Consider the following 14829-nt stretch of genomic DNA (forward strand, 5'->3'; position numbering starts at 1 on the left):
CGAGGTGGTTGAGCGGGAAGGACCGCCGCTAGAGCTTGCGAAGTCCACTGAGCACCCTTTCGAGCAGTGTCACGTCTGGCTGGCCGCCGGCGTTCTCGTCGCCGCCGGGCTGATGGATGGCGACCAGGCCCGCCTCCGCCAAGTCGGCGACGAGAATCCTGGCCACGCCGAGAGGGATGGTGAGCAGGGCCGAGATCTCGGCCACCGACTTGATCTCCCGGCAGAGGTTGCAGATCCGCTGATGCTCGGGCAGCTGGCCCTGCATCTGGTGCGGCTGCGCGGTGGTGTGCACCAGCGCCTCGATGGCGAGCTGGTACCGCGGCCTGGTGCGGCCGCCCGTCATGGCGTACGGGCGCACCAGAGGGTTTGACGCCCCGCCGGCAGGGGACGGCTCAGGGGAGCGGCGCTGCGGGTGCACGGGCTGGATGCGCGGCGCCTGCGGCTGGTCGTACGGCGAGGGACCAGGGCCCTGGGGGCTCTGGGGCGCGTACGGCTGGCGCTGCCGGTGGCTCGGCGTGGAGGGGAAGTTGTACCGGTTCGGGTTCTGTGAACCGGCACCCTGGTCCTGGCCCTGGCCAGGACCGTAAGACCAGTTGCCCGAAGACGAACCGCCTGGGGGTGTTGCCACTTTCTCCTCCTCCGACTGTGCCGGGCACCCATCACTCTGGATAGCCGTGTCCGAAACCTTACGGCCACGGGACGCCAAAATGTATCGCTTGTCTGCTAGTTGAGAAGGCTGCCCTGGAGCTCAGCACGCAGATCAGGCGTCAGAACCGTACCGGCACGGTCCACCAGAAGGGCCATCTCGTACCCAACGAGACCGATGTCCGCTTCCGGATGTGCAAGGACCGCGAGCGAAGAACCATCGGAAATGGACATGATGAAGAGGAATCCTCGCTCCATCTCCACAACGGTCTGGTTCACACTGCCACCCTCGAAGATGCGGGACGCGCCCGCGGTCAGCGAGGTAAGACCCGACGCGACGGCCGCCAGCTGGTCGGCGCGGTCGCGCGGAAAGCCTTCGGACATCGCCAGAAGGAGTCCGTCGGCGGAGACCACCACCGTGTGAGACACCCCGGGGGTGTTGTCCACGAAGTTGGTGATCAACCAGTTCAGGTTCTGCGCCGCCTGGCTCATCGGGCTCACACTAACGCTCCTGGTTGTAGGTGCTGTCAGGACCGAAGCCCTGGCCGTTCGTTTCACTACCTGCGTTACGTCCCCGCTGGACGCCCCGGCGCAGGTTGCTCAGCCTGCCCCGGACATCCTCGGGGGCGCGGGAGACCTGGGGGCCGCCCTGGTGCGTGGATTCGGCGGTGCCCTCGACCAGGTTGGCCTTGGGTACCCGCCGCGGCAGGCCGGAGGAGGTGACCCCGCCCGCCTTGGGCTTCTTCAGCTGTTCGGCGCGCTGCCACCGCTGGTCGTTGGCCGACCGCCAGTCGCCGCTGCCGTTGCTGCCGCTGCTGTCCGAGGTGGCCGGCGCTTCCTGGCTCACGGGCTGCCGACTGTTCGCGCCGTTCGCGGCAGCACCGCGGCGCGGAAGCCCGGCGTCGGTCAGCTCGTGCGCGGCGGAGGGGGCCGGTCCCGGACGATCGAAGCCTACGCGGTCCTGCTCATCCACGTCAGCGGCCTGCGCCGATTCCGTTTCCGGAGCGTACTCGGACCGATACCCGTTCCGGTATTCGTCCTGCTGAGGCCAGTCGTCCTGGTAGGACTGGCCTTCGAACGGCGAGAACCTGTCCTGCGGGGATCCGTGGGCCTGCGGCTGCTCCTCCTGGACCGGTTCCGTATAGGAGGGTTCGGGATAGCCGCCGTTCGACGGGTTCGGCGGGAAGTACGTCTCGTCGTACGTCGGCCGCTGCTGCTCCTCGTACGCCGTTTGCTGGTCGTACGCGCTCTGCTCGGTGTACGCGGCCGGTGCGCCGTCGTATGCGGGCCTGCCCTCGTCGTAGGCGAGCTGCTCGGTCTCGTAGCCGGACTGGTTGCTGTCGTAGCCGGACCTGCCGTCGTCGTAGCCGGACGTGCCGTCGTCGTACCCGGGCTGCTGCCGGTCGTAGTCCTCGCGGAACGACCCGGCCTCGAGCTCCGGTTGCTGCGACTGGGCCTCAAGGGCCGCTCGGCGCTCCTCACGCATCAGGGAACGGCCGACGGGGTCCAGCTCGCGTATGTCGTCCGGGACGTTGTCGTAGCGGCTGTCGTCGAAGCCCAGCTCGGCGGCCGTGCGCATGGGCGGACCCTGGAAGTTCTCGCCCTGGAAGGACTGCTGCTCCGGGATGATCTGCGAGACGGTGAACTCGTCGCCCTGGAGGTTCTGATCGCCACCGCCACCATGGGTGATCGCGTCGGGCAGCATGACGAGCGAGGTCGTACCGGCCTGCTCGCCGGAGGGGCGCAGCTGCACCCGGATGCCGTGCCGGTCGGACAGCCGGCCGACCACGAACAGGCCCATGCGCTGCGAGATCGCGGCGTCCACGGTCGGCGGGTTGGCCAGCTTGTGGTTGATGTCCGCGAAGTCCTCGGCGGTGAGGCCGATCCCCTTGTCGTGGATCTCGATCATCACGCGGCCGTCGGGAAGCCGGGTCGCGGTGACGCGGACCTTGGTCTGCGGGGAGGAGAACGTGGTGGCGTTCTCCAGGAGCTCGGCGAGCAGGTGCACGAGGTCGGTCACGGCGCGGCCGTGGATCTCGGCCTCCGGGACGCCGGAGAGCTCGATGCGCTCGTACTGCTCCACCTCGGAGGAGGCCGCGCGCAGCACGTCGACCAGCGGGACCGGCTGGTCCCAGCGGCGGCCGGGCTCCTCGCCGGCGAGGACCAGGAGGTTCTCGCCGTTGCGGCGCATACGGGTCGCCAGGTGGTCCAGCTTGAAGAGGCTCTCCAGCTGGTCCGGGTCGGCCTCGTTGTTCTCCAGTTCGGTGATCAGGGTCAGCTGGCCCTCGATCAGCGACTGGTTGCGGCGCGAGAGGTTGGTGAAGATCGCGTTGATGTTGCCCCGCAGCAGGGCCTGCTCGGCGGCGAGCCGGACGGCCTCGCGGTGGACCTGGTCGAAGGCGCGGGCGACCTCGCCGATCTCGTCCGTGGAGGTGATCGGGATGGGTGCGACCCGGGTGTCGACCCGGCCCGGGTCGGTGCGCGAGAGCTGGTCGACCAGCATCGGCAGGCGCTGCTCGGCGACGCCGAAGGCCGCGTTGCGGAGCTGGCGCATCGAGCGGCTCATCTGGCGGGCCATGAGCGAGGCGATGATGAACGCGGCAAGCAGGGCGATGATGACGATCGCGCCGTTGATGATGGCGTCGCGCTGGGCGTCGGAGGCGATCTGGCCCGCGTCCGTGACGGCCCTGTCGATGAGGTCGGCCTCGATCTGGTCGTAGCCGTCGAACTTGGCCGTGGACGCGGCCATCCAGGTCGCCGGGGTGATACCCCGCGTGGCCAGTTCGTCGGGGCTCCCGGCGGCGACTCCCTGGACCATCTCGTCCAGCGGGGGCGGGGCCACGAACTCGCGGCCCGCGGCCTCGGACTGCCGCTTGGCCTCGGCGACCTGCTGCTTGCCCTCCTCGGTCTTCTGCGCCATGACCGTACGGAGCTTCTCGGCGTCCTGCGCCGTACCGCCGGAGATGTACTCCTGGACGGCGATGCCCTCCAGGTAGGCGTAGGAGGTGAACGCGACCCGCTGCCGGTTGTACTTGGCCTCTTCCTCGCTGGGCCTGACGAGCAGGTGCATGCCGATCGAGCGCTGCAGCGAGGCGGCGCCCTTGGCCAGCGCGACGGCGTACACGGTCCGGCCGTAGCTGGTGATGTTTCCGGTGCCGAGGCCCAGCTCGTTCGCGAACTCGAGCAGATAGTGCTCGATGTCGACGTAGTCCTCTTCGGTCTTCACCGGGTCCTGCGACGTCTTGTACGCGTTCTCGCGCAGGTCCGTGAGCTTCGGCTCGGCCCCCTCCACGAGGCGGAGGCGGCGTTCCAGGCCGTATCCGGAGGGCATGCCCTCGACGGACGCGTGGAAGGCGTCGGCCTTCTCGTCGGTGGTGGCGCGGACGTCTTCGACGAGTTTCTCGTCCTCGGCGGACGGGTTCTCCTTGAGGCGCGGCTCCGCGGAGAGGTCGCGCTCGTTCAGCAGGGCCGCGGCGTACTCCGAGGCGGAGGCAACGATCTGCGCGATCTTCTCGGCGTCCTGAGCCTCGTTCCAGGTGTCGATCGAGCTCTTGACGTTGAATCCGCCCATGACGAGGCCGACCAGCACGGGTATGAGCAGGATGGCATTCAGCCTGGTCGGTACGCGCCAGTTACGCGGAGACAGCCGGCCCCCGCTGGACGGGGGTGGGGCCGTCGGCTCCGCCTTCCGGGGCGCGGGTGCGGGTGCCGCTCCGCGCGGCGGCGGGGTGAAGTTGCCCCGCGCCGACGGCTCGGGACCGTTCTTGCTTCGCCTCACTCGACCAACAACCTCTCGGCGTCGGCACCAACGTTGTGCCGCGTGTGTCTTCCCAGCCCTGGGCTACCGGGCAGTTCAGGCATTCCAGCACGTCAGGCTGTGCTCGTCCAAACACTCGGAACCGATGATTCCGGGCTGCGTAAACCCCAGATAAAACGGTCATAAAGAGCGAGCCCCGCCAAAAGGCGGGGCCGATGTGAGCACAGCGGCACCATGCGACCGCGACGCGTGTTGATACCACTCAATTTCTCTGTCGAAACGTTATGAACAGCCTGGCCGGCCGTGTCAAAGGACACAGCCGGCTCCAAAGCTTCTACGACAACTGCCGTATGGCATGGCTGATTCCGGTGCTACCGAAGACGCGCCATGAGCGCGTGTTCGACCAGCGTGATCAGCGCACTCTTGGCATCAGCCCGGTGCCGGGCGTCTGTCGTGATGATCGGGGAGTCGGGGCCGATTTGCAACGCCTCCCTCACTTCGTCGGGGGTGTACGGCTGGTGCCCGTCGAAGCCGTTGAGGGCAATCACGAAGGGCAGTCCGCTGTTCTCGAAGTAGTCGACGGCCGGGAAGCAGTCGGCGAGACGGCGGGTGTCGACCAGGACGACGGCGCCGATGGCGCCGCGTACCAGGTCGTCCCACATGAACCAGAAGCGGTCCTGGCCGGGCGTACCGAAGAGGTACAGGATCAGGTCCTGGTCCAGGGTGATGCGGCCGAAGTCCATGGCGACGGTGGTCGTCGTCTTGTCTCCGGTGTGGGTGAGGTCGTCGATGCCCGCGGACGCGGACGTCATGACGGCCTCGGTACGCAGCGGGTTGATCTCCGAGACGGCCCCGACGAACGTGGTCTTGCCCACGCCGAAGCCACCCGCCACCACGATCTTCGCGGAGGTGGTCGCCCGGCCTCCGTCAGAGCTTGCGAAGTCCACTGAGCACCCTTTCGAGCAGTGTCACGTCCGGCTGGCCACCAGCGTTCTCATCGCCACCGGGCTGGTGGATGGCGACGAGACCGGCCTCCGCGAGGTCCGCGACGAGAATCCGTGCCACGCCCAGGGGCATGGACAGGAGCGCCGACACTTCGGCGACAGACTTCACCTCACGGCAGAGGTGGCAGATGCGCTGGTGCTCGGGGAGCAGCCCCATCAGCTGCGCCGGGTCGGCCGTGGTGCTGATCAGTGCCTCTATGGCGAGCTGGTAGCGCGGCCGGGTCCGGCCGCCGGTCATCGCGTACGGACGTACCAGCGGCTGGTCGCCCTCGTCCCCGTACGGCTCTGCGTACGGATCGTGAGAGGCGGTGGGCGGGGTCATGAATCCTCCGGGCGGGACAGCATGTCGGTCATTCGTGCCGTCGATGAGGGCCGGTGGGGGAACGGGCGGCCTGACGGTGGTCTTGCCTTATGGGGCGATCTAGTGCAACAGGCTGCCTTGCAGTTCGGCCCGCAGATCGGGCGTCAGTACGGCGCCCGCACGGTCGACGAGCAGGGCCATCTCGTATCCGACGAGACCGATGTCGCAGTCCGGGTGGGACAGGACCGCGAGCGACGAGCCGTCGGAAATGGACATCAGGAAGAGGAAGCCGCGCTCCATCTCGACCACCGTCTGCGCCACCGTGCCGCCCTCGAAGATCCGGGAGGCACCGGCGGTGAGCGAGGTCAGTCCGGAGGCGACGGCCGCGAGCTGGTCCGCGCGGTCGCGCGGGAAGCCCTCCGACAACGCCAGAAGTAGACCGTCGGCGGAGACTACGACGGTGTGGGACACCCCGGGGGTGTTGTCAACGAAGTTGGTGATCAACCAGTTGAGGTTCTGTGCTGCCTGGCTCATCTGGCTCAACTAACGCTCCTGCTGGTGAGTGGGGCTGGGGAAGCTGCCGGTCTGGCCCGAACCGGCCTGGCGACCCTGCTGGATGCCCCTACGAAGATTGGTCAGCCGACCGCGTACGTCATCGGGCGCACGCGAGACCTGCGGACCGCTTTGGTGCTGTTGTTGCTGAGCCGTCCCCGCGACAAGGTTCGCGCGGGGGACCCGGCGCGGCAGACCCGAGACGGTCACGCCACCCGCGGTGGGCTGGCGCACCTTCTCGGCCTGGCGGCCGAGTTCATCATTGGGAGAGGCCCGCCAGGACGACGTGACGGCCGGAGCCGGCTCCGGCGCCCGGCGCTGCGGGGCCGCGGGTGCCCGGTTGGGCTGCGGCGGGGTGTCCATGGAGGACGCCGAGGACGCCGACTCGGTCCGGGAGCCGTTGCTCCGGCCCTGGTCCTGGTCCTGACCTCCCTGACCCTGGTGGAACCAGTTGGTCTCCAGGGTGTCGTACAGCGGTGTACGTCCGTCGCCGGGACCCGCCGCCGGGGGCAGACCCTCCGGCTCACGCGGGGGATGCGACGGCTGCGGGGGGAGCGAGGGGCGCCGGCGCGGCTGCGGACGCTGGGGGCGCCGGCTGTCGTTCGTACCGTTCGTTCCGGGGCGCTCGAACTGGCCGGTGTCTCCACCGCCCTGGCGCTCGCCGCGGCCGTCCCGGTCCGTGGTGGAGCCGTTGTAGCCGGACGCCGGGGGCTGCCCGTTCGAGGGCTGGTCCTGGCGGCCATCGCGACCCGGCATGGGGAACTGGCCGGTCGAGGTCGGGTTCTGCCCGGCGGAAGGATTCGGCGGACCGAATACATCCGGGCGTACGAACTGCCCGGTGCCCTGGCCGGGACCCGGGATGCCGAAGTCGGCGGGACCCGCACCAGCACCGGAACCGGGACGCTGAGCGTCGAAGTCCGGCCGGGCGTACTCACCCGTGGAACTCGAACCCTGGCCGTCGTCGATCCGGGGGATCTCCTCGGTCGAGCCCCTACCCTGACGGTCGTCCACGCGAGGCATGCGCGAGGTGGCGTCCGACTCCTCGTGGCCACGCGGGCCGTCCATCGAGTCGCGCCGGCCCGGCTCGTCGCTCCAACTGCTCACGCGCGGCTTGGGGTTGCCCCCGGGCAGCTCGGCACGGGGACCACCGGGCGGCGGCAGTTGCGCCTGCCCGGCGGCATGACGGCCCTGCTCGGCGTTCCCGCTGTCGGGGCGCCGCGGCGGCGGTACGGAACCACGGGCGCCGAACGCCTCCTGGCGGCCACTGTCGCCGAAACCGTCGAAGCCCTGCGGAGCACCCGTACCAGCGGCCTGAAGACCCTGCGGCGCACCCGGCGCGGCACCGGCCGGAGCCTGCCTGCCCTGCGGGGGCGCGGGCGGCATGGGCGGCTGCGGTCCACGCGAGCCGCCGGGCCCGCCCGGACGACCGCCCGAGTCGCTCCCGGTCAGCGCAGGCCGCGGACCCGAGCCCGCACCGACCTGCCCGCGCTGCGGCCCGGCGTTCAGGCGCCCGGGGCCACCGGGCGCGCCTGCACCAGCACCCGCGCCGAGCGCGGGACCGCTGCCGGCTCCGCCACGACGGGCTGCCGCGACACCGGCCGCGGCCTGCGCGGCGGCCGGGCCACCGGAACCCGCGCCCTGGCCCGGCTTGCCCGGCACCTTCTTGCCGCCCTGGGCGACATCGACGGGGAGCATGACCAGCGCGGTCGTACCACCGGAGTCGGAGGGGCGCAGCTGGATGCGGATGCCGTGCCGCTGCGAAAGCCGGCCGACCACGAACAGACCCATACGACGGGAGACCGAGACGTCCACGGTGGGCGGCGAGGCGAGCCGCTCGTTGATCGCCGCGAGGTCCTCGGGGGAGAGGCCGATACCGGTGTCGTGGATCTCGATCAGTACGCGGCCGTCGGGCAGCGCGTGACCGGTGACCTTGACCTTGGTCTGCGGCGAGGAGAACGAGGTGGCGTTCTCCAGCAGCTCGGCGAGAAGGTGCACGAGGTCGTTGACGACCCGGCCCGCGACCTCGGTCGCCGGGACCGAGGCCAGTTCGATGCGCTCGTACTGCTCCACCTCGGAGGCGGCGGCACGGAGCACGTCGACCAGCGGGACCGGGCGGGTCCAGCGGCGGCCGGGCTCTTCACCGGCGAGAACGAGGAGGTTCTCACCGTTACGGCGCATGCGGGTCGCGAGGTGGTCGAGCTTGAACAGCGAGGACAGCTGGTCGGGGTCGGCCTCGCGGGACTCCAGCTCGGAGATCAGCGACAGCTGACGCTGGATGAGGCCCTGGGAGCGCCGCGAGAGGTTGGTGAACATCGCGTTGACGTTGCCCCGCAGCAGGGCCTGCTCGGCGGCCAGTCGTACGGCCTCGCGGTGCACGTCGTCGAAGGCCGCGGCCACCTGGCCGATCTCGTCCTTGGAGTGCACACCGACCGACTGCACGGAGGTGTCGACGTCCTGCGGATCGGACTCGGACAGCTGCTTGACCAGCTCGGGCAGCCGGTCCTGGGCGACCTTGGTCGCGGTGTCCTGAAGCCGGCGCAGCGAGCGGATCATGGACCGGGCCACCACGAAGGCGCCGACGAGCGAGACACCCAGCACGAGCAGGATCAGCGCACCGGAGATGATCGCTTCCTGCTCGGATTCGTTGCGCAGCTCGCGGGCCTTCTGCTCCATCTGGTTGAGCAGCGTGAGCTCGATCTTGGACATTTCCTGGATCTTGGCCGAGTCGGCGTCGACCCAGTCCAGGTACGAGCGCTTCTCACGCTGCTCGAGGCCGTCCTCCCGGCCGAGCACGCGCTGAGCGTAGTTGTCGGCTTCCTCGATGGTCGGGCTGCCGTCGTCGATCGGCTTCATCAGGGCCGACGCGTTGCCGTCGTAGATGCTGGCGAAGCCGGCGAGTTCGGATTCCTGGTTGTCCAGCGCGGAGCTGGCGTACTGCCGGTCGTTCTCCGAGAGAGAGCCGAACGTCTTGTTGGTCGCGGGCAGCGCCGCGGCGATCACGGCACGCTGGATGGACGCGTACTCCTTGGCGGAGGAGAAGGCCGCCAGGGCGCGCGTGCGCTGGATCATCTCCGGGTTGCTGGTCGCCTGCGCCATGTCCTGAGACAGGCCCAGCAGCCGCTCGATGAGCCGGTGGTACGCCTCGACCGTCTGGGAGGAGTTCTCGCGGTCGGTGTAGGCGACGTTGCGGATATTCTTGATCTTGCTCAGCTCGGAGACGATGGAGACGACGTTGTCGCGGACGCCGTCGAGGGTCTCGTCGTTGCTCGCGTCGTCGATCTCGCGCGAGCCCTCCATGAAGGCGGTACGCGCGCGGTCCGTCTTGTCCCGTACGCCCTTGACCGTGAACTCGGTGCCGTCCGCGCCGTGCGAGAGCGGTCCGGCCGACTTGTCGCGCTCCTCCTGGAGCGCCGCGGCGAGCTCGGTCGCCTGCTTGGTCATGTCGGTCAGCAGCCTCATGTTGTCGAGCTGCTGGATGTCGTCCATGGAGTCGCTGATGCGCAACGCGCCGAGCGAGGTCGCGGCGACCACGGGGAGCGCGAGCAGTGAGACCAGGCGGGTGGAGATGCGCCAGTTGCGCAGCGCTATTCGGGAGCCGGGGCCGCTCGGGCTCGCCGGCTTGGCCACCGGGGCGGCGGGTGCCGAGGCGGCGGGTCCGCCGGGCGAACCTGCCAGGCCGGGGCGCGTGCCGCGATCACCGCTGTCGCCGGTCTGTGCCGGTCCTTGGTTCTGGGCGTGCTGGGGCGACGAACCGCGGTCGGTCCCGCCGTGCGGCTCCGCCGAAGCGCTGCCATCCCTCTTGAAACGTCCCTGCACTAGCGTCGCAACCTCTGGACCAGGCGTCCCTCCGCAGAACGGTGGGACGGTGTCGGCGTCGTACCGGCGCAATGCGCCTTTTGTCGGTCTCCGGTGACCGGCGCTGGCTTCCCTTTCCCGCCGCCACGCGGCGCTGCGTTGCGCCCCCTGTGCGCCGGTTCTCTCCCGCGGCGGTTCGTGGAATTCCAGCACAGTGCCGGATCTCCAACAAGGGCCACAGGTCATGCTGTGACCAACGTGACCCCTTGTGAGGGGCGAGTTACCGGTCGTAGAAAGTGATCCCCCGCAAAGCGGGCGCAATCCGGCGATCCGCTCGGGTGCGAGACGTGTCCCAGTCGCCATGATCAGGAGCGGAATGATGTCTTCAGTGGGGCAATGTCCCGTTTTGTTGGCGTGGAGGGTCGGCGTGAATTGACCGTTTTGACGGGCGGTTCGTGAGGAAACTCACACGGCGATCATGGGGTCTTCACAACTTTCCCCGGGAACCGGACGTTTAGCCTGAGGCTTTACAGGCACAGCAAATCCGACAACACGCGCTTGTGCGACGGCCGTTGGCCGCGCAGGCGCCCGTACTACGGGGTCAGACACCGCACATGAAGACGCTGATGTTCCAGAACATAGCCAATCCGCGACGCACCACGCTGGCGCATCTCGAAGACGCCGACGAGCTGCGCACGGAGCAGCGGGAACACCAGGAGCACACCGTCGAGCTCCCCGCCCAGACCGCCAACCCACGCCGCACGGTCCTGGTGGACGTCCCGGAGGGCGCGGGCGCCGAGCAGTAGGCGGCAGTAGGACTCGGAGTCGAGGACGAGCCCCACAGGCCCCGCGTAATTGCGTGAGGTGGCACCCCTTCCCCGCGTTAGCCTGGAGCGTCATACTCCGGCCGGCTCAGTAGAGGGGCGCAAGGTTCCCGTGCGCATCGCCAGGTTCTCCATCGACGGCAACGTCGCGTTCGGCGCGGTCGAGGGCGACAGCCCTCCTGGATCGACCGACGGGCTCGTCCTCGACATCATCAAGGGCATCCCCTTCACGGACTTCGAACTCTCCGGTACGAAGCTGCCGCTGAGCAAGGTCAGGCTGCTCCCGCCGGTGCTCCCGAACAAGGTCGTGGCCTTCGGGCGCAACTACACGGAGCACGCGAAGGAACTCGGCAACGAGGTGCCCGACGCCCCGTTCGCCTTCTTCAAGCCGTCCACCTCGGTGATCGGTCCCGGCGACGAGATCGCGTACCCCTCCTTCTCACAGGACCTGCACCACGAGGCCGAGCTGGCCGTGGTCATCGGCCGGATGTGCCGCGAGGTCCCGCGCGAGCGCGTCAAGGACGTCATCCTCGGCTACACCTGCGCCAACGACGTCACCGCGCGCGACGTCCAGAAGCGCGAGAAGCAGTGGGCGAGGGCCAAGGGCTTCGACTCCTCGTGCCCGCTCGGCCCCTGGGTGGAGACGGATCTCGACCCCTCCGACCTGACGATCCAGTGCACGGTCAACGGCCGGCAGCGACAACTGGGCCGCACCAGCGAGATGATCCACCCCATCGAGGATCTGATCGTGAACATCACGGAGGCCATGACGCTGCTCCCCGGCGACGTGATCCTCACGGGCACCCCGGCAGGGGTCGGCCCGCTCAGTGTCGGCGACGAGGTCGCCGTCACCATCGAAGGCATCGGCACTCTCACCAACAAGGTGATCAAGCGTGGCTAACGCGAACGTCCGCGTACGTTTCTGTCCCTCGCCGACCGGCAACCCCCACGTGGGCCTGGTCCGCACCGCCCTGTTCAACTGGGCGTTCGCCCGCCACCACGGCGGCACCCTGGTCTTCCGCATCGAGGACACCGACGCGGCCCGCGACTCCGAGGAGTCGTACGAGCAGCTGCTGGACTCCATGCGCTGGCTCGGCTTCGACTGGGACGAAGGCCCGGAGATCGGCGGCCCGCACGCGCCGTACCGCCAGTCGCAGCGGATGGACATCTACAAGGACGTCGCGCGCAAGCTCCTGGACGGCGGCTACGCGTACTACTGCTACTGCTCGACGGCGGAACTGGACGCCCGCCGCGAGGCGGCCCGCGCGGCCGGCAAGCCCTCCGGCTACGACGGCCACTGCCGCGCGCTCACCGACGAGCAGATCGCCGCGTACCGGACCGACGACCGCGAGCCGATCGTCCGCTTCCGCATGCCCGACGAGCCGATCACCTTCACGGACCTGGTCCGCGGCGAGCTGACCTTCACCCCCGAGAACGTGCCGGACTACGGGATCGTACGGGCCAACGGCGCGCCCCTGTACACGCTGGTGAACCCCGTCGACGACGCCCTCATGGAGATCACGCACGTCCTGCGCGGCGAGGACCTGCTGTCGTCGACCCCGCGACAGATCGCCCTCTACAAGGCGCTGACCGAACTGGGCATCGCCAAGTCCGTGCCCGCCTTCGGGCACCTGCCGTACGTGATGGGCGAGGGCAACAAGAAGCTCTCCAAGCGGGACCCGCAGTCCTCGCTGAACCTCTACAGGGAGCGCGGCTTCCTCCCGGAGGGCCTGCTCAACTACCTCTCCCTGCTGGGCTGGTCGCTCTCCGCCGACCAGGACGTCTTCTCGATCGACGAGATGGTCGCGGCCTTCGACATCAAGGACGTCGTGCCGAACCCGGCCCGCTTCGACCTGAAGAAGTGCGAGGCGATCAACGCCGATCACATCAGGCGGCTGGACGTGAAGGCGTTCATCGAGGCGTGCGGGCCGTGGCTGAAGGCACCGCACGCACCGTGGGCGCCGGAGGACTTCGACCAGGCCAGGTGGGAGGCGATCGCCCCGCACGCCCAGACACGCCTGACGGTCCTGTCCGACATCACGAAGAACGTCGACTTCCTGTTCCTGAAGGAGCCCGTTGAGGACGAGGCGTCCTGGACGAAGGCGATGAAGGAGGGCTCGGACGCGCTCCTGCGCACGGCCCGCGCGAAGCTGGAATCCGCGGACTGGACATCACCGGAGTCCCTGAAGAACGCCGTCCTCGCGGCCGGCGAGGAGCACGGCCTCAAACTGGGCAAGGCCCAGGCCCCCGTCCGCGTAGCCGTCACCGGCCGCACGGTGGGACTTCCCCTCTTCGAGTCCCTGGAAGTCCTGGGCAAGGACAAGACCCTGTCCCGCATCGACGCGGCCCTGGCCAGGCTGACCGCGTAGCGCGCCACGCACGGCGGGGCGGCACCTGCGCCGGGTGCCGCCCCGCGGTGTTGCGTGCCGGTGGCAGCCGTACCCGCATCAGCTCTCCCGATGGGTCCTGGGGCGGAGCCGCCAGTTTCGGGAAGGGGCGGGGCTGGGGAAGGTCACACCATGACGATCAGAGCCGTGGTCTGGGATGTGGACGACACGATCTTCGACTACACCGCGGCCGACCGGGCCGGAATGCGCGGGCATCTGGCGGCCGAGGGCCTGCTCGAGGGGTACGCGTCCGTGGAGCAGGCGCTCCTGCGGTGGCGGGAGATCACCGATCAGCAGTGGGCCAGGTTCGCGGCCGGCGAGGCCTCCTTCGAGGGGCAGCGGCGGGACCGGGTGCGGGCCTTCCTGGGGGAGGAGCTGACCGACGCCGAGGCCGACGCCTGGTTCCTGCGGTACATCGACCACTACGAGGCCGCCTGGGAGCTCTTTCCTGACGTAGTGCCCGCGCTCGACATCCTCGCGGTCAGCCACCGGCACGCCGTGCTGTCCAACTCCAGCCTCCACGTCCAGAACCGCAAGCTCCGCGTCCTCGGTGTACACGACCGCTTCGAGGCGGTGCTGTGCGCGGCCGAGCTGGGCGTCTCCAAACCGGAGGCCCAGGCCTTCCACGCCGCCTGCGAGGCACTTGCGCTGCCCCCGCACCAGGTCGCGTACGTCGGTGATCACCCCGAGATCGACGGACAAGGCGCGGCCGACGCCGGCCTCTTGTCGGTCTGGATCGACCGCACGGGCGTGAGTGCGGTCACCGACGCGGGCCCGGACGCCGGCGCACAGGCCGCTCCGGATCAGCCCGCCGGCCTGCGCCGCATCACCTCGCTGGCCGAACTCCCCGCGATCCTCGGGGCCGATACCCGTTTTGGAGCGCCGTCCACCTTCGGGTAATGTTCTTCCTGCGCCCACCGGGAGCGGGCCGAACGGCCGACCCGGAAGCGCAAACTAAGACAAGATCCCCGCCGGGGGTTGCGTTTCAGTGGCCTATGGTGTAATTGGCAGCACGACTGATTCTGGTTCAGTTAGTCTAGGTTCGAGTCCTGGTAGGCCAGCTCGCAGAGCTCATCTGCAAAGCCCCCGTTGTGTAGCGGCCTAGCACGCCGCCCTCTCAAGGCGGTAGCGCCGGTTCGAATCCGGTCGGGGGTACAGATCCTTCCCAGGGAGACAGTCCGGGTCGCACCCGCTGTTTCTCATGCAGGATCGCTAGGGCCCCCGTTGTGTAGCGGCCTAGCACGCCGCCCTCTCAAGGCGGTAGCGCCGGTTCGAATCCGGTCGGGGGTACAAACTGGTCTAAACCATATTGGTCTATGGTGTAATTGGCAGCACGACTGATTCTGGTTCAGTTAGTCTAGGTTCGAGTCCTGGTAGACCAGCTCGGATCTGCGGAAACGTAAGATCCTCGCCCCCGTTGTGTAGCGGCCTAGCACGCCGCCCTCTCAAGGCGGTAGCGCCGGTTCGAATCCGGTCGGGGGTACGTGACGAAGAAGCCCTCCCCAGCAGGGGAGGGCTTCTTCGCGTTGATACTCCGTGCTGAGTTGAACGGCAGGACAACCTC

At 68.9% G+C, this 14829-nt stretch carries 11 protein-coding genes and 5 tRNA genes; 9 read left to right on the forward strand and 7 right to left on the reverse strand.

Annotated elements, in window-relative coordinates:
- Positions 1–28: 28 nt before the first annotated feature.
- From ABD357_RS23200 to ABD357_RS23230, 7 genes are all read right to left on the reverse strand, one after another.
- Entirely contained in the window at positions 29–628 is a 600-nt protein-coding gene (locus ABD357_RS23200) for a DUF742 domain-containing protein (protein WP_344392592.1), read from the reverse strand.
- 95 nt (positions 629–723) lie between these two features.
- Positions 724–1137 (reverse strand): roadblock/LC7 domain-containing protein, encoded by a 414-nt coding sequence (locus ABD357_RS23205; protein WP_033321188.1) that lies wholly within the window; start codon positions 1135–1137, stop codon positions 724–726.
- A gap of 10 nt (positions 1138–1147) precedes the next feature.
- The gene (locus ABD357_RS23210) at positions 1148–4423 is read right to left on the reverse strand and encodes a sensor histidine kinase (RefSeq protein WP_344392593.1); all 3276 of its coding nucleotides are present in this window, start codon (positions 4421–4423) and stop codon (positions 1148–1150) included.
- 350 nt (positions 4424–4773) lie between these two features.
- On the reverse strand, positions 4774–5349 hold the full coding sequence (locus ABD357_RS23215; RefSeq protein WP_033321071.1) for a GTP-binding protein: 576 nt from the start codon (positions 5347–5349) through the stop codon (positions 4774–4776).
- Positions 5330–5728, reverse strand: a complete 399-nt coding sequence (locus ABD357_RS23220) for a DUF742 domain-containing protein (protein ID WP_165339911.1) — start codon at positions 5726–5728, stop codon at positions 5330–5332. Before ABD357_RS23220 ends, ABD357_RS23215 begins: the two co-directional genes overlap by 20 nt.
- 99 nt (positions 5729–5827) lie before the next feature.
- A complete protein-coding gene (locus ABD357_RS23225; RefSeq protein WP_033321189.1) occupies positions 5828–6241 on the reverse strand; it encodes a roadblock/LC7 domain-containing protein in 414 nt (137 codons plus the stop codon).
- Positions 6242–6250: 9 nt separating this feature from the next.
- Positions 6251–10075 carry a sensor histidine kinase gene (locus ABD357_RS23230; protein WP_344392597.1) on the reverse strand — a complete coding sequence of 1275 codons (3825 nt, stop codon included), beginning with the start codon at positions 10073–10075 and terminating at the stop codon, positions 6251–6253.
- Positions 10076–10668: 593 nt separating this feature from the next.
- Here ABD357_RS23230 and ABD357_RS23235 point away from each other — a divergent pair.
- The 9 genes from ABD357_RS23235 to ABD357_RS23275 all read left to right on the forward strand — a co-directional run bounded on the left by ABD357_RS23235 (position 10669) and on the right by ABD357_RS23275 (position 14748).
- Complete coding sequence (locus ABD357_RS23235) at positions 10669–10860, forward strand: hypothetical protein (protein ID WP_344392599.1); 192 nt, start codon at positions 10669–10671, stop codon at positions 10858–10860.
- A 130-nt stretch (positions 10861–10990) separates the two neighbouring features.
- Positions 10991–11779 carry a fumarylacetoacetate hydrolase family protein gene (locus ABD357_RS23240; RefSeq protein WP_344392601.1) on the forward strand — a complete coding sequence of 263 codons (789 nt, stop codon included), beginning with the start codon at positions 10991–10993 and terminating at the stop codon, positions 11777–11779.
- Entirely contained in the window at positions 11772–13247 is a 1476-nt protein-coding gene (gene gltX / locus ABD357_RS23245; RefSeq protein ID WP_344392603.1) for a glutamate--tRNA ligase, read from the forward strand. The genes ABD357_RS23240 and gltX overlap by 8 nt, the downstream gene beginning before the upstream one ends.
- Before the next feature lie 150 nt (positions 13248–13397).
- On the forward strand, positions 13398–14165 hold the full coding sequence (locus tag ABD357_RS23250) for an HAD family hydrolase (protein WP_344392604.1): 768 nt from the start codon (positions 13398–13400) through the stop codon (positions 14163–14165).
- Between the two features lie 89 nt (positions 14166–14254).
- Positions 14255–14326 (forward strand) — tRNA-Gln (locus tag ABD357_RS23255).
- 21 nt (positions 14327–14347) lie between these two features.
- Positions 14348–14420 (forward strand) — tRNA-Glu (locus ABD357_RS23260).
- A 62-nt stretch (positions 14421–14482) separates the two neighbouring features.
- Positions 14483–14555 (forward strand) — tRNA-Glu (locus ABD357_RS23265).
- A gap of 20 nt (positions 14556–14575) precedes the next feature.
- Positions 14576–14647 (forward strand) — tRNA-Gln (locus ABD357_RS23270).
- Between the two features lie 28 nt (positions 14648–14675).
- Positions 14676–14748: transfer RNA gene (locus ABD357_RS23275), tRNA-Glu, on the forward strand.
- Positions 14749–14829 lie beyond the last annotated feature (81 nt).

Source organism: Streptomyces vastus (assembly GCF_039532825.1).
GTDB classification, from domain to species: Bacteria; Actinomycetota; Actinomycetes; order Streptomycetales; family Streptomycetaceae; genus Streptomyces; species Streptomyces vastus.

Coding starts and splice junctions, on each gene's coding strand:
- ABD357_RS23225 (WP_033321189.1), bottom strand. CDS start 6,241: ATGAGCCAGGCAGCACAGAACCTCAACTGGTTGATCACCAACTTCGTT.
- ABD357_RS23220 (WP_165339911.1), bottom strand. CDS start 5,728: ATGACCCCGCCCACCGCCTCTCACGATCCGTACGCAGAGCCGTACGGG.
- ABD357_RS23250 (WP_344392604.1), top strand. CDS start 13,398: ATGACGATCAGAGCCGTGGTCTGGGATGTGGACGACACGATCTTCGAC.
- ABD357_RS23205 (WP_033321188.1), bottom strand. CDS start 1,137: ATGAGCCAGGCGGCGCAGAACCTGAACTGGTTGATCACCAACTTCGTG.
- ABD357_RS23235 (WP_344392599.1), top strand. CDS start 10,669: ATGAAGACGCTGATGTTCCAGAACATAGCCAATCCGCGACGCACCACG.